Source organism: Ruegeria sp. E1 (assembly GCF_056534225.1).
Genome location: NZ_JBQFPE010000001.1, coordinates 23,203 through 43,637, shown reverse-complemented (window position 1 = coordinate 43,637; position 20,435 = coordinate 23,203). Strand labels below are relative to the sequence as shown.

The following is a 20,435-nucleotide window of genomic DNA, read 5'->3' as shown; positions in this document are numbered from 1 at the left end:
CGCCGCCTGCTCAACCGGCAATGATCGCGATTGAGTTACCAGAGATCCTATATCTTTTGCACGGCGACCTGCGCACCCTTGATTGCCTTGATCCGAACATTTGCCGAGTTCTCACCCAGAAACTCGTGGAATGCGCGCATCACACCGTCTTTCCACCATCCTTTTCGGTGATAGTCGTCCAGCATGATCACACCACCAGTCATCATTTTGGGTAGGATCGCCTTTAGGTCCGCCTTTACACCCTCGTAGGAATGGTCGCCGTCGACATAGGCAAAACCAATGCTCTCATCCTTGAACTGCGCCATCGCTGGAACCGAGAAATCGCGGATGACCGAGACTTTGCCCAGCGCGATTTCATCGCGGTACTTGTCCTTTACCGACTCGTAGATGCGGTCCATGTCTTTCTTACTGCGCGCACCGGCCAGTGAAACGCCATCTTCGGGATCGTCCTGAACGCCCCAAGGATCAATCAAGACCAGTTTGGAAGGTTGCAGCCCTTCCAGCAGCAGTTCAGAGAATTCGCCCTTCCAGACGCCGATTTCGATGCTCAGCTTGCCCTTGGGCATGAGCTCGAGCAGTTCGCGGCGCAGGGCGTCTTTGCGCTCGCGTTGCTTGGCGCGTTTGCCGCGCCGGACGGCAGCGGTGACAGGATCGGGCTTTGACTCTGCGACCTCCTCGGGATCTTGCAGAGCCTGAACAAACTCGGCCCAGTCTTCCCGCTTGCGCAGCTTGCGCGCCTTGGACACATGCCAGTTACATGCATCCTCATGCAATTCGGCCAGCCTGGGATCTGCCATCATTTTCGCGCGCATTTCGTGCATGGCATCCATATGCGCGAGGATCGACCGGTCCTCGACATCATTGTGGTTCATCATGTCCCAGTATTCGAGCCCCTGATCCTGGCTGATATGATTGGTGCGCCCACGATCACGTTTGACCAGAAAACTGTCGGTACTGCGAACCGCATAGTGATGGATGCGTGCATATTCATGACTGAATCCACGCCATGCGCGCCATTTCACATCCTCTGCGGGAAACAGGTTTCCACCGGAATCGCGCCATAGCACCCCTTCGTATGGCGCATCCTTGTTCGGCGCGTGGTAGGCGTCAATCCGTGGCCGATGAGCGCGAAAGCGATTGAATTTCCCATTGTTGCGAAACAGGGTCTTTAACCCCTTCGCGCGCTGATGCGGGTATTTGTTCTCGGGCGCTGCGCGGAAAAAGGTTTCCGGTACGGGTTGATCCACAAAATCGACCTGACCGCCCTGCCCGAACATCCGCCAGCACATCGATATGGCGTCCGCATCCCCGCTGACCTCGACAAACTGCGAATATCGCCACCGGGCAGCCGGACGTTGATGTATTCATCCACATCCAGGCTGAGGATCCAATCAGAAGCAAGATAGCTCGGGTGACTTCTGGACAGCGAAAATGCTTCGGTTTGCGGCTTTTCCTTGGGTTTAACTGGGTTACGTTCGTGATGAACCCAGCCAAGTTCTTGCATCCGGTCCGCGATGATGTCGGTCCCGTCATCGCAATCATTGGTATAGATCAGGATATCGTCGAACCCGATTGAGCGGTTTTAGGCCACCCAATCGATCATGAAAGGTCCTTCATTCTTCATCGTTGTTACGATGAGAAAGGTTTCATCCGTCATTATTCGCTCTCTTGCCTGTACCACTCGCGGATTATTGGAATGTGTTTAAGATAGGCTCAAGATTTTGTCCAACACAGATGACAAGCCCAGAGTTGCACGCCCCCAAGGATCAGCAACTGTGGGCATCTCTGATTTCATGAAGAAAAGGCTCAGGCAGAAGCCCGGTTCGCGGGAACCACTTCGTAACCGGGTTCTTCGGGCTCATCGTCCTCCATCTCGGGCGGAAAGCCGGGGGCGCGGATGTCCAGCCCGGTCGCATCCTCCAGACGTCTGATAATGTTGGGCGATAATTCCCGGTCGCCATAGCGGGCGATCCCGTCGTCGAATATCTTAATCATCAAAGGGTTCATTTCCAAAGGAACTCCGGCTCGGTCCGCCACATCCTGAAACAGCCCAATATCCTTTTTCACCAGATCCATCGTGAATGAAATATCGCGCGAGCCGTTCAGGATGACCTGACTTTCAGTCTCATGCACAAAAGAAGTGCCCGAGGATATCCTGATCGCCTCATAGGTGGTGTTCAGGTCCATCCCGGCGGCCTTTGCAGTCACCAAGGCCTCGGCGCAGGTGATCAGGTTGGCAGTGGCCAGATAGTTGGTCAGCACCTTCAGCACCGACGCCGAGCCGAGTTCGCCAGTATGCAGGATGCGCCGCCCCATGGTTGTTAGGAAGGGCAGGATACGCTCGAACGTCGCGCGATCGCAGCCCGCGAAAATCGAGATATTTCCCGTTGCGGCCCGGTGGCATCCGCCCGAAACCGGGCAGTCCACCGCAGCCCCGCCCCGCTCGATCACCATCGCGCCAAGGCGTTTGACCTCGGCCTCGTCTGTGGTCGACATTTCCATCCAGATTTTGCCGGGGGCGACCTCTGGCAGCATCTCTTGCATTACCGCGTCCGAGGCAGCGGGGGATGGAAGGCAGGTGATCACCGCTTCGCAATCGCGCATCAGTTGAGCCGGGCTTTCAGCGGCCTTAGCCCCTTTCTTGACAAACGCAGCCACCAGATCGGGGTTCAGATCATGCACGGTCAGATCGATTCCGTTGCGCAGCAGCGATCCCGAGAGCTTGCCCCCCACATTGCCCAGCCCGATAAACCCTACTTTCATGCGCCGCATCCTCCTGTTCGCGTCTTGCGAACCATGCCAGCACGTCGGCCCAACCGGATCATGCCGCCCAGCGACCCGGACAGGTCGCTTTTTACCCGCGTGATCACGGAACGGCGCGTTGTGCTTGACAAGCGGGCTTACCCTGCCGCATGTCCCTTTCGTTGGTGTCTGCGACAGCAGATGAAAAGGGAATGCGTCAGCGGATCATCCGTCAAACGCAGCCGCCCCCGCGACCGTGACCGGAGAGGGTGCCCAAGCCACTGGCGAATGCCGGGAAGGCGGGACACCCGACAGAGGACGCCTCTGACATCCGCAAGCCGGGAGACCTGCCAGCACCCGAAGATGAAACCGGACGGGGTGTTCCGGTGTCGGGTCAATGGACCCGCATGAAACCCCGTCCCCCACGAAGAGGATTTGGGGGGATGAGAGACATGACCGAGACCGCTCCGGTCGAATTGCTGGTTTGCACCACCTGTCGTCGCGGGCTGCCCGTTGAGGACGATACCCAACGCCCCGGCACATTGCTGCACAAGGCGCTGGAACAGGCGCACCTGCCCGACGGAATAACCCTGAAAGCCGTAGAATGCCTGTCGAACTGTGAGGAGGGCTGTTCTATTGTCCTGCGCGGCGGCCCGGATCGCTGGACATTCGTCTATGAGCATCTGAATGAAACCGATCATGTCGACGTGATCGTTGACGGCGCCACCAAGTACCTTGCCACCGAGGATGGTCTGGTCAAATGGCGCGAGCGCCCTGAACATTTCCGCAAAAACTGTGCGGCCCGCATTCCCCCGATTGGAGCCCTGAAATGAGCAATCTCGAAAAACTCCCTGTCACCGTGATCACCGGCTTTCTGGGCTCGGGCAAAACCACTTTGGTGCGTCATCTGATGCAAAACCCGCAGGGCAAGCGTCTGGCCGTTGTGGTCAACGAGTTCGGCGATGTTGGCGTTGATGGCGATATCCTGAAATCCTGCGCCATTCCTGACTGCCCCGCGGAAAACATCATGGAACTGGCGAACGGCTGCATCTGCTGCACCGTTGCCGACGATTTCATACCCACGATTGAGGCCCTGATGGCGCTGGAGCCGCGCCCCGATCACATCCTGATCGAAACCTCCGGCCTCGCCCTGCCCAAACCGCTGCTGAAAGCCTTCGACTGGCCCGATATCCGTTCGAAAATCACCGTCGATGGCGTGATAGCTCTGGCCGATGCCGAAGCCGTCGCCGCCGGTCGTTTCGCGCCCAATGTCGAGGCGGTGGACGCCCAACGCATGGCCGACGATTCCATTGACCACGAAACACCCCTGTCCGAGGTGTTCGAGGATCAGATCTCCTGCGCCGACATCATCCTGCTGACCAAGCCCGATCTGGCCGGTCCCGAAGGCGTCGCCAAAGCACGCGAGATCATCGCCGCCGAAGCCCCGCGTCCCCTGCCCGTAGTTGAGGTCGCCGAGGGAGCCGTGGACGTGCGCGTCGTGCTGGGCCTTGAAGCCGCAGCCGAGGATGACATGGACGCGCGTCCCAGCCATCACGATGGCCACCACGATCACGAGCACGACGATTTTGAAAGCATCATCGTCGAGTTGCCGGAACAGTCTGACCCGCTTGATCTGGTTGCCAAGATCGAACGGCTGGCCAAGGAACTGAACATCCTGCGCGTCAAAGGCTATGCGGCCGTTCGGGGCAAACCAATGCGTCTGCTGGTGCAGGCCGTTGGAGCGCGGGTTCGCCACCAATACGACCGTCCATGGGGGCCCGGCGAAGACCGCCGCTCGCGCCTTGTCGTGATCGCCGAGCATGACGACATCAAAGAGGCCGAAATCCGCGATATCCTTTTGGGCGTGACCGAGGCCGCCGAGTAAGCCATGCACGTCGTCTTCCGCGAAAGCCACGGGCTCGAGGAAACCGAGACCCCGACCGATCTGGGCCAGAGCCCAGCGGATCTGGTGGTGCTGTCATTCTCTGACAGCGACCTCGGAGCTTTCGCGGCAGGCTGGCATCGCGGCGGAGGGCCCGAGGGCCGGATGCCGACCCTACGGCTGGCCAACCTAACGGCGCTGAAACACCCTCTGTCCGTCGACACCTATGTCGAACAGACCTTGGAAGGGGCCAAAGGCATCCTGATTCGTCTGATCGGCGGGGTACCCTACTGGTCCTACGGCTTGCAGCAGGTTCTGACACTGGCACAGGCCAAGGGGATCGCTCTTGCTGTCCTGCCCGCCGACGGGCGCGAAGATACGCGGTTGGATGACTATTCCACCCTGCCCGTCTCGACTCTGCGCCGTTTGGCGCATCTCTGCGATACGGGCGGAGAAGTTGCGGCACAGGCCGCCCTGGCGCAAATGGCGCTGGCGGCGGGACTGTATGCGGGACCTGTGATGGGGGCCAAAACGATCCCCGAATGTGGCGCTTGGTGCCCGGATCGCGGGGTGATCCCGGTAGATGAGGCGTTTTCAAGCGATGCCAAACGCATCCTCGTCACCTTCTACCGTGCCTATCTGACCTCAGCCGACACCGCTCCGGTCGCAGCCCTGATCCGCAGCCTGCGCGCGCGCGGGTTCGAAGCCATGGGCCTGTTCGCGCCGTCTCTCAAAGCACCCGCCGCCGCCGATTGGTTGCGCGACACCATCGTGGCGTTGAACCCGTCGGCCATCATCAACGCCACGTCTTTCTCGGGCAAAGGCGCGTCAGGCACCTCGCCTCTGGACGCAGCCAATGTGCCGGTGTTCCAGGTCGCCCTTGCCACCTCGCGCCGCAAAGCATGGGCCGAGGCGGAACGGGGTCTGTCGCCTGCCGATCTGGCCATGCATGTGGTTCTGCCCGAAGTCGACGGGCGAATTAGCGCAGGCATCGCATCCTTCAAGGAACCGGGCAAACGCGACCCGCATCTGGAATATTCCCGCTTTGCCCACCGGGCCGAGCCCGAACGGATCGAGGCCATCATCGACCGCGTCTCTGGCTGGCTGAACCTGCACGACAAGCCCAAAGCCGATCAGGTGCCCGCGCTTGTCCTGTCTACCTATCCCGGCAAAGACTGGCAGATGGCCCATGCGGTGGGTCTGGACGCGCTGGCCTCGGCCGAGGCGATGCTGTCCGATCTGCAAGGCGAAGGATATGATACAGCGCCCGCCGAACCGATCTCTGAGACACTTTTGGACTCCCGGATTGCATGGCCGCTGGCGGACTACCTGACTGAGCTGTCGGGCCTGCCCGAGCAGTTGCGCACCGACCTGCAAACTGTCTGGGGTGAACCCAAAGATGACCCGACGGTTGCAAATGGGGCCTTCCACTTCGCCGCCCTGCGCCGTGGCAAGGCCCTTGTCGCGCTGCAACCCGAACGCGGCGCGCCCGAGTTGCGCGATGACGACTATCATGACCTCAGCCGGACCCCGCGCCACAGCTATGTCGCGTTTTACCTGTGGTTGCGCAAAGCCCTTGGCGCGGATGCGCTGATCCATATCGGCGCACATGGCACTCTGGAATGGCTGCCGGGCAAGTCGGTCGCCCTGTCCGCCGATTGCTGGCCCGAGGTGCTGATCCGCGATCTGCCGGTGATCTACCCCTTCATTGTAAACGACCCCGGCGAGGCCGCGCAGGCCAAGCGCCGGATCGGGGCCGTCACGCTGGGCCATATCCCGCCCGCCCTGAAGGAAAGCAGCACGCCGGATCGGATGGTGCGTCTGGAATCCCTACTGGACGAATTCTCGAACGCCGATGGCCTTGACCCCAAGCGCCGCGACCGGCTGCAAGAAGACATCCGCAACGAGGCACAGGCCATCGGGCTGGAAAGCGACCTTGGCCTTGATCAGGCCACCTGCACCGCCGAGGCGATCACCCGCATCGACCGCTTTGTCTGTGACATCAAGGAAAGCCAATTCGGCGACGGGCTGCATATCTTTGGCCGCGTCCCCGAAGTGACCGGCAATTTCGACCCCGCGCCCTCGGCCCATGCCGAACGGCAGGGTCTGATCGACGCTCTGGCCGGGAAACGGATCGAGGCTGGTCCATCCGGCTCCCCCTATCGTGGGCGTTCAGATGTGCTGCCGACCGGGCGGAACCTCTACACCACCGACCCGCGATCCGTGCCGACCCGCGCGGCTTATACTCAAGGTGTGAAGCTGGCCGAGGAACTGGTGCGGCGGCATTTGCAGGAGGAAGGCGACTATCCCAAGGGTCTGATTGTTGACCTCTGGGGCTCGGCCACCATGCGCACCGCCGGGGAAGAGTTTGCAATGGCGCTGCACCTGCTAGGAGTCAAACCAGTCTGGGACAAAGGATCCGAGCGGGTTTCAGGCATCGAAGTGCTGCCGATCACCGACCTCAGCCGCCCGCGTCTGGACGTCACGCTGAGGGTCTCGGGCCTGTTCCGCGATGTCTTCCCGACCCTCTCGGCGCTTTTCGGTCAAGCCATTCGCGCGCTGTCGGCGCGGGATGAATCCTCCGACTGGAACCCCTATGCCGGTCAGGAACCCTCAACCCGCGTCTATGGCCCGGCCCCCGGCAGCTATGGCGTGAACATGACGCAATTGTCGGAAATCTACACCGATGAGGCCCGCGCGCAGGCCGGCGAGGCCTGGCTGAATGCCAGTTCCTTTGCGCTGGAAGGCGAGCATATCGCGCAGGACAAAGACGGCATCACCCAGCGCGTCGCCAATGCCGACAGCTTTGTCCACCTGCAAGACCTGACCGAGACCGACCTGCTGCTGGCCAATGACTATGCCACGCATGAGGCCGGGTTCGCCGCCGCCAAGAAGATCACCGGCGGCAAAGCGCAGCTTTATCATCTGGACAATACCAACCCGGACAACCCGCGCGCGCGCACCTTTCCCGAAGAGATCAGCCGCGTGGTCCACGCCCGCGCCGCCAATCCCGGCTGGATCGCGGGGATGCAGCGGCATGGCTTCCGAGGGGCCGCCGAGATCGCGGCAACGCTGGATCATATGGCGTCTTTCGCGCATCTGTCGGGCACCGTTGCACCGCATCTGTTCGACCTCTACCACGACGCCACGCTGGGCGATGCCGAGGTGGATAGCTTTCTGCAAGAAGCCAATCCGCAAGCGCATCAGGCCATGCAGGACCGGTTCCGCGCCTTGCTTGAGGCCGGTCTTTGGGACACCCGCCGGAACTCGATCCGCGCTGATCTGGAGGGGCTGGGATGAGCGCCCCCATCGTGCAAGGCTGGTGCCCCGGCGCGCACCGTCCGATGATGTCGGGCGATGGGCTAGTGGTGCGTGTTCGCCCCCGGCTGGCGCGCCTGGACGCAGCGCAGGCAATCGGGCTGTGCGAACTGGCCGAGCGGTTTGGGAACGGGACGATCGACCTCACCAACCGCGCCAACCTGCAATTGCGCGGGGTGGCCGAGGCCGATCATCAACCGCTGCTGGCAGAGCTGTCCGCGCTGAACCTCTTGGACGCCGAACCCGGCATTGAGGTGCGGCGCAACATCCTTGTCACCCCACTCTACCAAGCAGGCGACGTCACAGCGCGGCTGACACAGGAACTTATCGACCGCCTGTCGGAACTGCCCGCCCTTCCCGCCAAGTTCGGGTTTGCAGTGGACACCGGCCCCGAGAGACTGCTTGCGGCGGATTCGGCGGATATCCGTCTGGAATTCGGCCCCGATGGCCTGATCCTGCGCGCCGACGGGGCAAAGACCGGCCGGACCGTGTCAGAGGCTGAGGCCGTCGATCAATTGATCGCGTTGGCCAAATGGTTCTCTGACATCCACACGACCGAAAACCGTCGCATGGCACGGGCCGTCGCCGCACAAGGCCTACCGCCCGAATGGCAGGGCACCGCGCCCGGACCAATTGGCGCCGCGCTTCAACCTGGCGGTTGCGCGCAAGGTGCGCTCTATGGCGCGGCGTTCGGGCAATTGCCTGCGCGTGACCTTGCTGGATTGATGGAGAAAAGCGGCGCCGTTGCCCTGCGCGTCACTCCGTGGCGGCTGATCCTGCTGGAAGGCGGGGCGGCGATACCTGCCCCGGCGTTCGCCACGAATGGCACCGACCCGCTTATGACCACCGACGCCTGCCCTGGCGCGCCGTTTTGCCCCCAGGCGCAAGTGGCTACCCGTGACATCGCACGCAAACTGGCGGCGCGCGTAACCGGTACGCTGCATGTCTCGGGTTGCGCTAAGGGATGCGCCCGGATGGGGGCTGCCGATATTACTCTGGTCGGCCGTGATGGTCGATTTGATCTTGTCAAACGGGGTCGCGCAGGGGATGAGCCCTGCCAGACCGGCCTGACCGAAGAAACACTTATGACCATGGACTTCTCCTGATGCCCTACACTTACGAAACCGATGGCGCGGCGATCTATAAGGAAAGCTTTGCCACCATCCGGTCCGAGGCCGATCTGGCCCGCTTTGACGCGGACGAGGAACAGGTCGCCGTCCGCATGATCCACGCCGCCGGGATGGTCGGGCTGGAGGAGTTCGTGCGTTTCTCGCCCGGATTTGTGCAGGCCGCGCGTACTGCGCTGGAAGGAGGCGCACCAATCCTGTGTGATGCGCGCATGGTCAGCGAGGGCGTGACGCGGTTCCGTCTGCCCGCAGACAACGGAGTGATCTGCACTCTGCACGACGAACGCGTGCGCCCCTTGGCCACCGAAATGAGCAACACCCGCTCGGCTGCCGCACTGGAGCTGTGGCGTCCGCACCTTGAGGGGGCTCTGGTCGCCATCGGCAACGCGCCCACTGCGCTGTTCCACCTGCTGAACATGCTGGAAGACCCCGACTGCCCACGCCCTGCCGCCATCATCGGCTGCCCCGTGGGTTTCGTCGGTGCGGTCGAATCCAAGGATGCGCTGTGGGAGGCGCAGCCGGTGCCGTCTTGTATCGTCAAAGGCCGCCTGGGCGGCAGTGCCATCACCGTCGCCGCCGTCAACGCCATCGCGAGCCGCGCGGAATGAACGCGGGCAAGATATACGGCGTGGGCCTCGGACCCGGCGATCCAGATCTGATGAGCGTCCGCGCCGATCGCCTGCTGCGCAACGCACGTCATGTAGCGTTCTTTCGAAAGCCGGGCCGCAGCGGTCAGGCGCGCAAGATCGTCAATGGCATGATCCCCGGTGACGCGGTCGAGTTTCCGATGGAATACCCGGTCACTACCGAAATCCCTGTGAGCGATCCGCGTTATAATGAACTGCTTTCGGCCTTCTACAGGGATTGTGCCGCACATCTGAAGGCCCTTGCCGAACAAGGCGAGGATGTTGTGGTTCTGTGTGAAGGTGATCCCTTCTTCTACGGCTCTTTCATGCACCTTTACAGCCGCTTACGCGACGAAACTAACGTCGAGGTCGTGCCCGCAATCACTGGCATGTCAGGAGCATGGACCGCCACTGGCGACCCCATTACCTGGGGCGATGACGTGCTGACCGTGCTGGTTGGCACCCTGCCCGAGCACACTCTGGCCGAGCGAATGGCACAGACCGACGCGCTGGTGGTAATGAAGATCGGGCGCAATATCGATAAGGTGAAGCGGGCGTTGAAAACAGCTGGCCTGTATGACCGCGCGTGGATCGTGGAATACGCCCAGATGCCGAACCAGACCGTAACGAAGCTGTCCGAAGCCTGTGACAAGGTCACCCCCTATTTCTCGATCATCCTCGTCCACGGTCAGGGAAGGCGGCCATGAGCGGTTGGGTCAAGATCGCAGGGCTTGGACCCGGCGATGAGGCGCTTGTGACACCCGAAGTCACCGCAGCGCTGGCCGAGGCGACCGATGTGGTCGGCTATATCCCCTACGTCGCGCGTGTTGCCGAGCGTGATGGCCTGACCCTCCATGCCAGCGATAACCGGGTTGAGATCGACCGGTCTCAACACGCGTTGCAGATGGCCGCTGAGGGCAAGCGGGTGGTTGTCGTTTCCTCGGGCGATCCGGGCGTGTTTGCGATGGCTGCCGCGGTGTTCGAGGCGCTGGAGAACGGCCCCGCCGAGTGGCGGGATATCCAGATCGATGTGCTGCCGGGGATCACTGCAATGCTGGCAGCGTCTGCGCGGGCCGGTGCCCCGATGGGGCATGATTTCTGCGCCATCAACCTCAGCGACAATCTGAAACCGTGGGCCTTGATCGAAAAGCGGTTGCGTCTGGCCGCGCAGGCGGATTTCTCGATGGCGCTCTACAATCCGCGCTCGAAATCCCGCCCCGAAGGCTTTGTAAAGACGCTGGAAATCTTGCGTCAAGAATGTGAATCCGAGCGCCTGATCCTGTTCGCCCGAGCCGTGTCACGCCCGGATGAGGCGATACGGATTTCGACGCTGGCCGAAGCGACACCTGATATGGCCGACATGCAAACCGTGGTCATCGTCGGATCATCCCGCACCCGCGTGATCGAGCGGGACGGCACACCGATCGTCTACACGCCGAGGTTCACCCCGGAATGAGTGAGCCAGTCCAGAACCTGTGCAACACTCGACAGTTCGGTTCGCTGCGGCAGGGCCGGACGGTCGATCATCAGCACCGGCAGACCCAGCGCCCGCGCCGCGTCCAGTTTAGCGCGCGCACCGTTGCCGCCCGCGTTCTTGGACACAACCAGCTGCGTCCTGTGGCGCTGCATCAGCGCACGGTCGTCTGCTTCGGTGAAAGGCCCACGGGCCACAACAACTTCGGCATTCGGCAGGGGCAAGCCGTCGGGTTCGTCCACCAAACGCAGCAAATATTGGTGTTGGGACTGGGGGGCAAAGTCCTCGAGATGCATCCGGCCAACGGCAAGGAACACGCGCTGCGGCTCACCGCTCAAAGCCTCCACAGCGGCGGACATGCCAGCGACGTGGCGCCAATCGTCACCCGGTTGCGCGCGCCACTCTGGTCGGATCAGAGCGGCCAGTGGCGTTTGTGTCTTACGGCAGGCGTCAACCGCGTTGCGGCTCATCTGCGCGGCAAAGGGATGGGTCGCGTCGATCACGTGGCTGATGCCGTTTTCGCGAATGTAAGCCGCCAACCCATGAGCGCCACCAAAGCCGCCAACCCGCACCGGCAGAGGCTGCGGGCGCGGGTTATCCACTCGTCCCGCATAGGAATAGATGGCGGTCAGCCCTTGCTCGGCTACAGCTTTGGCCAATGCGTTGGCTTCGGTGGTGCCACCAAGGATCAGGAGGTTGGACATGCTTGACGCTCCGTGGCTGACCGTTCTGGGTTTGGGCGAAGATGGACTGGATGGCCTGTCGTCTGCAAGCCGTCAAGTGCTGGATCGGGCCGAAGTCATCATGGGGCCTCCGCGCCATCTGTCGCTGGTACCGGAAACAGATGCGCAGCGGATCGAATGGCCAGTGCCCTTTGCAGATGGTCTGCCGATCCTGACCAGCCTGCGTGGGCAACGCACGGTTGTTCTGGCCTCGGGCGACCCGTTCTGGTTTGGCGCAGGATCGGTCATTGCACGTAATTTCGATCCTTCTGAATGGGTGGCACGGCCCGGACAGTCCACGTTTTCGCTGGCCGCAGCCCGGCTTGGCTGGCCGCTGGAAAGCACTTTGACCTTTGGTCTTCACGCCGCCCCCCTGACCCGGCTGCGGCCGCACCTGTCATCTGGACTGCGCGCCATCCTGTTGCTGCGTGACGGTCCAGCCGTTGCTGAACTTGCGACCTATCTGACCGAAACCGGCTTTGCCGAATCCACCTTGCACGTCATGGAAGCCCTCGGCGGACCACGCGAACGCGCGCAAAGCGTTTCGCTGACAGAAGCCTTGCTTGGGTCGTTCGAGCATCCGGTCTGTGTGGGGCTCGAGGTCAAAGGCGCGGGCAAATCCTTTCCCAAAGCCACTGGCAAACCGGACGAGATTTTCGAAACCGATGGTCAGATCACCAAGCGGCCCATTCGCGCACTGACCCTGTCCGCGCTTGCGCCGCAACGTGGTGAACATCTTTGGGACATCGGTGGCGGGACGGGATCGATCAGCATCGAATGGCTGATGTGCGACCCCACGCTGACCGCAACCACGATCGAGCCTCGCGCGGACCGGGCCGAACGCATTCGACGCAACGCAGACACGCTGGGGCAAGATCGGCTGAAGGTTGTTCACGGAACTGCCCCGGCATCCCTGCCCGGACTATCCATGCCGGACGTCGTCTTTGTCGGCGGCGGCTTGAGCGCAGAACTCTTGGACTGGCTGCACGACAACCTTTCACCCGGCACGCGACTGGTCGCGAACGCGGTGACGTTGGAAAGCGAAGCCCTGTTGGCACAATGGCAAGAGAAATTGGGCGGAGACCTTCTGCGTATTGAACTGGCTCATTCGGCGGCCCTTGGACCGCGCCGGGGATGGAAATCTGCCTATCCAGTCGTGCAATGGAGCGTGACGCTATGATTGTCGCTGGCATCGGTTTTTCCTCGGCCGCAACCGCCGAAACTTTGCAGGCCGTGTTTGATCAGGCCACTGCCGGGCACTCTGTCCAGGCGCTGGCGACGGTCGCTGGCAAAGAAGGACATGCGGGCTTGGCCAAGTTCGCAGCGTCGACTGGTCTGCCGCTGATATTCGTATCGTCAGACGATCTGGTCGGGCTTCCAACCCTCACCTGCTCGACTCGCAGCCGGTCCACCTATGGCACCGGCAGCGTGGCCGAAGCCTCGGCCCTTGCCGCCGCCGGAACCGGCGCGCGGCTTCTCTCACCCAGACATATCTCGGGCGACCGGCTTGCAACATGTGCCGTCGCCATCGGAGGACAGACATGACCGTTCATTTCATTGGTGCCGGACCGGGTGCCGCCGATCTGCTGACCCTACGCGGGCGCGATATTATCGCATCCTGCCCGGTGTGCCTGTATGCAGGTTCGCTGGTTCCGGAAGAAATCCTTGGCCATTGCCCTGACGATGCAAAGATCGTGAACACCGCGCCGATGGATCTGGATCAGATCATGGCCGAGATCCAATCCGCCCACGATGCGGGGCAGGATGTGGCGCGGCTGCACTCGGGTGATCTGTCGGTCTGGTCAGCGATGGGCGAACAGGTCAGACGGCTGAAAGACATGGGCATTCCTGTCAGCGTGACCCCGGGCGTTCCGTCCTTTGCGGCTGCGGCTGCGGCGCTGGGGACTGAGCTGACCCTTCCCGGTCTGGCGCAATCGGTTGTGTTGACCCGTACACCGGGGCGAGCCTCGTCGATGCCCGAAGGTGAAACGCTTGCGAATTTTGCCCGCACGGGTGCGACTTTGGCCATCCATCTTTCCATCGGAAATCTGGACAAGGTGATTGCGGATCTTAAACCGGCCTATGGCGCAGACTGTCCGGTGGCCGTTGTCTATCGCGCCAGCTGGCCGGACGAACGAATAATCCGCGCAACCCTTGCCAGCTTGAAAGACGCGCTGGATGAAAGCATCTCGCGCACTGCGCTGATCATGGTCGGGCCTGCGCTGGCGGGCGAAGGATTCGACGAAAGCTGCCTGTATTCCAAAACCTACGACCGCCGCTATCGCCCGCAAAGTGCAGATAGCCCATGGTCAAGCTGGAGCCATGGTGATGACTAATCCTCCGGGCCTTCTGATTTCCGCGCCCTCATCGGGCACAGGTAAAACTACCGTTATGCTGGGCCTGTTAAGGGCGCTGGCCGAGGACGGTATGACCGTGCAGCCGTTCAAAAGCGGGCCGGACTATATCGACCCCGCCTTTCACCGCGCCGCCGCAGGTCGTGCATCGTTCAATCTGGACAGTTGGGCGATGGGAGAACCCCTGCTGGGCGCGATTTCCACCCAAGCAACCGGTGCCGATATCGTGGTTGCCGAAGGTTCGATGGGTCTGTTCGATGGCGTTGCCAAACCCGGAGAGCTGGGCCATGGGACAAGCGCCGAAACAGCGCTGCGGATGGGGTGGCCCGTTGTTCTGGTGCTGGATGTCGGTGGTCAGGCGCAATCGGCGGCGGCCACCGCGCTTGGGTTCAGGATGTACAACCCGGACCTGCCCTTTGCCGGTGTGATCCTGAACCGCTGCGCCAGTCCACGCCACGAGCGTTTGACGCGTCTGGGCATGGAGCGCGCGGGTCTTTCGGTATTGGGCGTTCTGCCCCGGCGCGGAGACCTGACCTTGCCGGAACGCCATCTTGGTTTGATACAGGCTGTCGAACACCCTGATCTTGAAACAGCCATCGCCGGATATGCCGCGTTTCTGCGCGAGCATGTTGATCTTGAGGCCATCAAGAGGGCGGCCTCCTCAGGCCCTGTGGGGCCATCGTCAGCCGCGCTGCCGCGTCCGCCGGCCCAGCGGATTGCGCTGGCCCGGGACGCTGCATTTTCGTTTACATACCCGCACCTGCTGGAGAGCTGGCGCACGGCAGGGGCAGAGATCCTACCGTTCTCACCTCTGGCCAACGAAGCCCCCGACCCGGATGCCGATCTGGTCTGGTTGCCGGGGGGATATCCCGAATTGCATGCGGGAAAGCTGGCTTCGGCTGAAACCTTTCTGAGCGGGCTGCGCGCCCATGCAGAGAGCAAACCGGTTCATGGCGAATGCGGGGGATACATGGCGTTGGGCGAGGGCTTGATCGACAAGGACGGCGAAAGGCATCGCATGGCCGGGCTTCTGGGTCTGGTCACTTCTTATGAAAAGCGCAAGTTCAATCTGGGGTATCGCCGGGCGGAACTGCTGGAACCAATGCCCGGTTTCCGTGTTGGAGCGTCCTTGCGCGGGCACGAGTTCCACTATTCTTCGATCATTGAGCAGCCTGATGCGCCATTGGCGCGCGTGTTTGATGCGGAAGGCGCAGAAGGTCCGCAGACCGGATCGGTGCGCGGAAACGTTACTGGCACGTTTTTCCACCTGATCGCCGAGGCGTCGGCATGAGCGGTTTTGTTTCGTTCATCGGATCAGGCCCCGGTGATCCCGAGTTGCTGACCCTGAAGGCCGTAGACCGATTGCAAAAGGCCGATGCGGTGCTGTTCGACGACCTGAGCAGCGGGCCAATTCTGACACATGCGCGCGAAGATGCTGATCTGGTTGGGGTTGGCAAACGCGCCGGACGACCGTCCCCCAAACAGGATCATGTCAGCAGGTTGCTTGTGGAATATGCCCAGACCGGACAAAAGGTTGTTCGCCTGAAATCCGGTGATGGCGGTATGTTCGGACGGCTGGAGGAAGAGCTTGTTGCCCTGCGGGCCGCTGGTATCGACTATGAGATCATTCCCGGCATCCCTTCGGCCGTGGCTGCGGCAGCTGCGGCGGGTATTCCGCTGACGCGTAGGCTGACGGCGCGCAGGGTTCAGTTTGTAACCGGACACGATGTCAGTGGCAAATTGCCCGAGGATTTGAACCTGCCCGCGCTGGCAGACCCGTTTGCAACCACAGTTGTCTTTATGGGAAAACGCACCTTCCCCTTGCTGGTCAGTGCATTGCACGAACATGGCCTGCCGTTGGACACCCCAGCTTTGATGGCGGAATCCGTCTCGACCCCTGAACAGTCGCTGCTTCGCGCGACGGTTGGCGAATTGTCTGACAGGCTTGCATCCGAGATCGGCAAGGCCCCTGCCCTGATCCTGTACGGGCCGCTGGCGGAGTTTGAAGATGTTTGAGCTGACCCTGATCGGCATCGGCACCGGCAACCCGGACCACGTGACATTTCAGGGCGCGCAGGCAATTCGCGATGCGGACCTGATCCTGATTCCGCGCAAGGGCGAGAACAAGGCCGATCTGGCGGGCTTGCGAGAACAGATCGTCTCGAATGTGACTGATATTGCGCCACAAGTGGCCTATTTCGACATTCCGAAACGGCGCGCGGACGATGGATACCTGCGCGGGGTCGATGAATGGCATGATGCCATCGCCGAACGCTGGCAGGCGGCGATTGCTGAACATCCCAATGTCCAGAAAGTTGCGCTGTTGATCTGGGGCGATCCGTCGCTTTATGACAGTGCCTTGCGCATCGCGGCACGTCTGTGCCCTGCCCCCAAGACGCGGGTGATTCCGGGTATCACCGCACTGCAGGCCCTGACGGCAGCTCATGCGATTCCGATCAACGACATTGGCGCGCCTTTTGTGGTGACAACCGGCAGACGCATTCGCGACGAAGGCTGGCCCATTGCGGCAAACACGGTTGCGGTGATGCTGGACGGAGAGTGCTCATTTCAAAGCCTCGACATGAGCGACTACGACATCTGGTGGGGCGCTTATGTGGGGATGAGGGAAGAGGTTCTGATCCACGGTCACCTCTCAGAGGTTGCCGATCAGATACTGGCCACCCGCGCGCGCCACCGCGCTGCGCATGGCTGGATCATGGATATCTACCTGCTGGCCAAACGTGCGCCCACGAGAATGTGAGTGCGCGCAGGCGCGGTTTCTGGCATCAAGAGGCAGGAAAAGTCTCGGAGATCGCTGAATGAAACAGATACTAGCTGTGCTTGTTATGCTGGCGTTTCCGGCTTGGGCAGATGATCTGGAACCTCTTTCGGGGTGGGCGGTTTTTACGACGGACAAATCTTATGACGACATGGTCTCGGACACGATCGCAGCCATCAAGGAAAACGGTTTGATCGTCGTAACGCAGGCCGGGCCGACCAAGGCCGCAGCGTCGCGAGGCATCACGATACCCGGCAACCGGGTGATTGGCGCCTTCAACAATGACTACGCGGTGCGGGTACTTGAAACATCGACTGCCGCGATGATCGAGGCACCGATCCGGTTTTACGTGACCGAGAATGCCGATGGCACGGCAACTCTATCCTACAAAACGCCCAGCTTTGTCTTTGCCCCTTATGTCTATGAAGGCGGCGAACCCCTGACTGACATTGCACAAGAGTTGGACGCAAAGTTCCTGAGTATCGCCGAAAGCGCTGTCAAATAGTCACACTGACGTGATCTGTCTTGCGCCCGGGGCTCTGCTCCGCAATCTGCTTCGGACTGAACAAATCGGAGCATGACTGATGCAGGACCTTGCGCCCCGCGCTGCTGATCTTCTGGCCCAACGGCTGTATGAAGCTGGATGCCGACACGCATTCGGAATGCCCGGAGGCGAGGTTCTGACACTGGTGGATGCGCTGGAGCAGGCCGGCATCACGTTTCATCTGACCAAGCACGAAAACGCCGCCGGCTTTATGGCCGAGGCGGTCCACCATCGCGACGGTGCGCCTGCGATTCTGGTCGCAACACTGGGCCCCGGCGCGATGAACGGCATCAATGTGGTTGCCAATGCGCTACAGGATCGCGTGCCCATGATTGTGCTGACGGGTTGCGTCGACGCGGATGAGGCGCTGACCTATACCCATCAGGTGATGGACCATAGTCAGGTCTATCAATCGATCACCAAAGGCACGTTTTTGCTGACGGCGCAGGGCGCGGACATCATTGCCGACAAGGCCGTTTCCCTTGCCAATCAACCCCGTCCCGGTCCGGTTCACATTGACGTCCCGATCTCGGTTGCCGACACGCGCGTGCCGGATGTGAAACGCCGCCGTCTTGCCAAAGTCGCCCCGGTTGCACCCGAAGGCGAGTGTCTTGAGAAAGCCCGTCGCTGGGTGGCCCAAGCAGAGCGCCCATTGGCCATCATCGGGCTGGACGTGATGTATGACGATTCGCGCTGTTTGGTGCGGGCGTTTCTGGAACATTTCGGCATTCCCTTTGCCACCACCTACAAAGCCAAGGGCGTGGTGCCCGAGGATCATCCTCTGTGCCTTGGTGGTGCTGGTTTGTCGCCGCTGGCCGACAAACATCTGGTGCCCTTGGTAAACCAGGCCGATCTGGTCCTGTGTCTGGGCTATGATCCGATCGAAATGCGCCCCGGCTGGCGCGAGATCTGGGACCCCGAGGAAAAGCGGGTCATCGATATTTCGGCTGTCGTCAATGATCACTACATGCATCAGGCTGGCTTGAATCTTGTCGCGGATACAGCGGCCACGCTTGAGGCTATCGCCAAGGGCAACCCGGCGCGCGAAACCTGGAAAGGTGGTGAGCCCGAAGCAGTAAAGGCGGCGCTGGCACAGGCGTTTCCAACGGATGAAGACTGGGGACCAGCCGCAGTCATTTCAGAAAGCCGCGCCGTCCTTCCGTCCGAGACACTGGCCACAGCAGACAGCGGCGCGCACCGCATTCTGCTGAGCCAGATGTGGCCCTGCTTTGAGGAGCGTGGCCTGATCCAGTCATCGGCGCTGTGTACCATGGGTTGTGCAGTTCCCATGGCGATCGGCCTCAAACTGGCCGAACCCAACCGCCCCGTCATCAGTTTTTCAGGCGATGCCGGCTTCCTGATGGTTGCCGGAGAGCTTTCGACCGCCGCCGAAATGGGTGGCAACCCCATCTTTCTGGTCTTCGTCGATGCCTCGCTGGCCCTGATCGAACTGAAACAGCGGCAGCGGCAAATGGGCAATCGGGGTGTTGATTTTGACCGTCACGACTTTGCCGCGATGGGCCGCGCCTTTGGCGGCTATGGACATACCGTACGCAACCGCGCAGAACTGCGGACAGCATTGAACGAGGCGATGAAGGCCGACCGCTTCACCGTCATCGCCGCAGAAATCGAGCGTGGGGGATATGATGGCCGCGTCTGAAGGACCGCTGAAGGGCGTCAAGGTACTGGACCTGTCGCGCATTCTGGCCGGACCAACCTGTACCCAGTTGCTTGGCGATCTGGGGGCAAGCGTCATCAAGATCGAAAATCCCGCGACCGGCGGGGATGATACACGGCAATGGGGTCCGCCCTATGTCGAGGATGCGGATGGAAACCGCTCGGACCTGAGCGCTTACTTCATGGCGTCCAACCGTAACAAAAAGTCGGTGGCGCTTGATATCACTTCCGCCGAAGGTCAGGCGGAAATCCGGCGCTTGGCCGCGCAGGCCGATATCCTGATCGAGAACTTCAAACCCGGCGGTCTGGCAAAGTACGGTCTGGATTACGCAACTTTGTCACAAGAGTTTCCGGATCTCGTCTACTGCTCGATCTCGGGATATGGCCAAACTGGCCCGAATGCGTCGAAACCGGGCTATGACCTGATGGCGCAAGCCTATGGCGGTGTCATGTCCCTAACCGGAGAACCGGATGGCGCGCCCATGAAAGTCGGCGTCGGTATCGCGGATGTGATGTGCGGCATGTATGCCAGTGTCGGAATTCTGGCCGCCCTGCGTCACCGAGACCTGACCGGTGAGGGCCAGCAGATTGATCTGGCGCTGGTGGACGCACAGGTGGCATGGCTGGTGAACGAGGGCGTGAACTATCTGACCTCGGGCGATGTACCTCAGCGGCGCGGCAACGGTCATCCCAACATCGTGCCTTACGATGTCTATGAAACCGCTGATGGTCATGTGATTCTGGCTGTTGGAAATGACAGCCAATTCAAACGGCTATGCGATTTTATTGACATGCCACACTTGGCGGATGACGAACGCTTTTCGACCAATCCCAGCCGGCTCGAGCATCGCGATGCCTTGAACGCCGTATTGCGGCCAGCTGTCAAATCACACCGCACTGAACAGGTGATCTCGGGCCTAGAAGCTTTGAAAGTCCCTGTGGGTCCGGTGCAAACTCTGGATCAGGTTTTTGCAACCGATCAAGTGGCCGCGCGGCAAATGCAGATTTCGATGCAGGCCGCACCCGGCCCGGTGCAATTGATCGGAAATCCTCTGAACCTGTCGCGTACGCCGGTCACATATCGCAGTGCTCCGCCCGTCTGTGGTGCGGATACCGAGGCGGTATTGAATTCTGAAACCCCCTTTGAAGACTGAAACACTTTGCCTATTTAGGCGGCAACTTGCTGAAAC

At 61.2% G+C, this 20,435-nt stretch carries 19 protein-coding genes, 1 pseudogene and 1 riboswitch; of the genes and pseudogenes, 16 read left to right on the top strand and 4 right to left on the bottom strand.

All coding sequences use genetic code 11. From position 1 onward, the window contains the following. Nucleotides 1-47: 47 nt before the first annotated feature. The 3 genes and pseudogenes from ACR0FG_RS00200 to ACR0FG_RS00190 all read right to left on the bottom strand — a co-directional run bounded on the left by ACR0FG_RS00200 (nucleotide 48) and on the right by ACR0FG_RS00190 (nucleotide 2,763). Nucleotides 48-1,289 carry a class I SAM-dependent methyltransferase gene (locus tag ACR0FG_RS00200; RefSeq protein WP_480888975.1) on the bottom strand — a complete coding sequence of 414 codons (1,242 nt, stop codon included), beginning with the start codon at nucleotides 1,287-1,289 and terminating at the stop codon, nucleotides 48-50. A gap of 95 nt (nucleotides 1,290-1,384) precedes the next feature. Beyond that, nucleotides 1,385-1,519: pseudogene (locus ACR0FG_RS00195) on the bottom strand (glycosyltransferase family 2 protein); the annotation flags it as partial. Between the two features lie 287 nt (nucleotides 1,520-1,806). Then, nucleotides 1,807-2,763 (bottom strand): NAD(P)-dependent oxidoreductase, encoded by a 957-nt coding sequence (locus tag ACR0FG_RS00190; protein WP_480888974.1) that lies wholly within the window; start codon nucleotides 2,761-2,763, stop codon nucleotides 1,807-1,809. Between the two features lie 145 nt (nucleotides 2,764-2,908). Continuing rightward, nucleotides 2,909-3,111, top strand: a riboswitch (cobalamin riboswitch). Between the two features lie 83 nt (nucleotides 3,112-3,194). Between ACR0FG_RS00190 and ACR0FG_RS00185 the strand changes: the two genes are divergently transcribed. Genes ACR0FG_RS00185 through cobJ form a run of 7 tightly spaced genes read left to right on the top strand, consistent with a single transcriptional unit; the run spans nucleotide 3,195 to nucleotide 11,151 of the window. Then, nucleotides 3,195-3,575, top strand: coding sequence for a DUF1636 family protein (locus ACR0FG_RS00185; RefSeq protein ID WP_480888972.1), 381 nt, complete (start codon nucleotides 3,195-3,197; stop codon nucleotides 3,573-3,575). After that, entirely contained in the window at nucleotides 3,572-4,627 is a 1,056-nt protein-coding gene (gene cobW, locus ACR0FG_RS00180; RefSeq protein WP_480888971.1) for a cobalamin biosynthesis protein CobW, read from the top strand. Before ACR0FG_RS00185 ends, cobW begins: the two co-directional genes overlap by 4 nt. Nucleotides 4,628-4,630: 3 nt before the next feature. Continuing rightward, complete coding sequence (gene cobN, locus ACR0FG_RS00175) at nucleotides 4,631-7,924, top strand: cobaltochelatase subunit CobN (protein WP_480888970.1); 3,294 nt, start codon at nucleotides 4,631-4,633, stop codon at nucleotides 7,922-7,924. Further along, entirely contained in the window at nucleotides 7,921-9,048 is a 1,128-nt protein-coding gene (gene cobG, locus ACR0FG_RS00170) for a precorrin-3B synthase (RefSeq protein ID WP_480888969.1), read from the top strand. Before cobN ends, cobG begins: the two co-directional genes overlap by 4 nt. Further along, nucleotides 9,048-9,677 carry a precorrin-8X methylmutase gene (locus ACR0FG_RS00165; RefSeq protein ID WP_480888967.1) on the top strand — a complete coding sequence of 210 codons (630 nt, stop codon included), beginning with the start codon at nucleotides 9,048-9,050 and terminating at the stop codon, nucleotides 9,675-9,677. Before cobG ends, ACR0FG_RS00165 begins: the two co-directional genes overlap by 1 nt. Next, the gene (locus ACR0FG_RS00160) at nucleotides 9,674-10,402 is read left to right on the top strand and encodes a precorrin-2 C(20)-methyltransferase (protein WP_480888966.1); all 729 of its coding nucleotides are present in this window, start codon (nucleotides 9,674-9,676) and stop codon (nucleotides 10,400-10,402) included. Before ACR0FG_RS00165 ends, ACR0FG_RS00160 begins: the two co-directional genes overlap by 4 nt. Next, nucleotides 10,399-11,151: a precorrin-3B C(17)-methyltransferase gene (cobJ, locus tag ACR0FG_RS00155; RefSeq protein ID WP_480888964.1), complete on the top strand. Its 753-nt coding sequence runs from the start codon at nucleotides 10,399-10,401 to the stop codon at nucleotides 11,149-11,151. Before ACR0FG_RS00160 ends, cobJ begins: the two co-directional genes overlap by 4 nt. On the opposite strand, the gene ACR0FG_RS00150 is transcribed toward cobJ, so the two are convergent. Further along, nucleotides 11,124-11,873, bottom strand: coding sequence for a cobalt-precorrin-6A reductase (locus ACR0FG_RS00150; RefSeq protein ID WP_480888962.1), 750 nt, complete (start codon nucleotides 11,871-11,873; stop codon nucleotides 11,124-11,126). The two genes, cobJ and ACR0FG_RS00150, sit on opposite strands and share 28 nt — an antisense overlap. Between ACR0FG_RS00150 and cbiE the strand changes: the two genes are divergently transcribed. The 9 genes from cbiE to ACR0FG_RS00105 all read left to right on the top strand — a co-directional run bounded on the left by cbiE (nucleotide 11,872) and on the right by ACR0FG_RS00105 (nucleotide 20,399). Further along, entirely contained in the window at nucleotides 11,872-13,071 is a 1,200-nt protein-coding gene (cbiE, locus tag ACR0FG_RS00145; protein ID WP_480888961.1) for a precorrin-6y C5,15-methyltransferase (decarboxylating) subunit CbiE, read from the top strand. The genes ACR0FG_RS00150 and cbiE overlap by 2 nt on opposite strands. Next, nucleotides 13,068-13,436 (top strand): cobalamin biosynthesis protein, encoded by a 369-nt coding sequence (locus ACR0FG_RS00140; protein WP_480888960.1) that lies wholly within the window; start codon nucleotides 13,068-13,070, stop codon nucleotides 13,434-13,436. Before cbiE ends, ACR0FG_RS00140 begins: the two co-directional genes overlap by 4 nt. Next, nucleotides 13,433-14,227: a precorrin-4 C(11)-methyltransferase gene (gene cobM / locus ACR0FG_RS00135; RefSeq protein ID WP_480888958.1), complete on the top strand. Its 795-nt coding sequence runs from the start codon at nucleotides 13,433-13,435 to the stop codon at nucleotides 14,225-14,227. Before ACR0FG_RS00140 ends, cobM begins: the two co-directional genes overlap by 4 nt. Further along, on the top strand, nucleotides 14,214-15,536 hold the full coding sequence (locus ACR0FG_RS00130; RefSeq protein ID WP_480888956.1) for a cobyrinic acid a,c-diamide synthase CobB: 1,323 nt from the start codon (nucleotides 14,214-14,216) through the stop codon (nucleotides 15,534-15,536). The genes cobM and ACR0FG_RS00130 overlap by 14 nt, the downstream gene beginning before the upstream one ends. Next, entirely contained in the window at nucleotides 15,533-16,261 is a 729-nt protein-coding gene (gene cobA / locus ACR0FG_RS00125) for a uroporphyrinogen-III C-methyltransferase (RefSeq protein WP_480888954.1), read from the top strand. Before ACR0FG_RS00130 ends, cobA begins: the two co-directional genes overlap by 4 nt. After that, on the top strand, nucleotides 16,254-17,006 hold the full coding sequence (cobF, locus tag ACR0FG_RS00120; protein ID WP_480888952.1) for a precorrin-6A synthase (deacetylating): 753 nt from the start codon (nucleotides 16,254-16,256) through the stop codon (nucleotides 17,004-17,006). The genes cobA and cobF overlap by 8 nt, the downstream gene beginning before the upstream one ends. Before the next feature lie 58 nt (nucleotides 17,007-17,064). Then, nucleotides 17,065-17,529: a DUF302 domain-containing protein gene (locus tag ACR0FG_RS00115; protein ID WP_170713553.1), complete on the top strand. Its 465-nt coding sequence runs from the start codon at nucleotides 17,065-17,067 to the stop codon at nucleotides 17,527-17,529. A gap of 79 nt (nucleotides 17,530-17,608) precedes the next feature. Next, nucleotides 17,609-19,228, top strand: coding sequence for a thiamine pyrophosphate-binding protein (locus ACR0FG_RS00110; protein ID WP_480888951.1), 1,620 nt, complete (start codon nucleotides 17,609-17,611; stop codon nucleotides 19,226-19,228). Further along, nucleotides 19,215-20,399 carry a CaiB/BaiF CoA transferase family protein gene (locus ACR0FG_RS00105; RefSeq protein ID WP_480888949.1) on the top strand — a complete coding sequence of 395 codons (1,185 nt, stop codon included), beginning with the start codon at nucleotides 19,215-19,217 and terminating at the stop codon, nucleotides 20,397-20,399. The genes ACR0FG_RS00110 and ACR0FG_RS00105 overlap by 14 nt, the downstream gene beginning before the upstream one ends. Nucleotides 20,400-20,435: the final 36 nt, after the last annotated feature.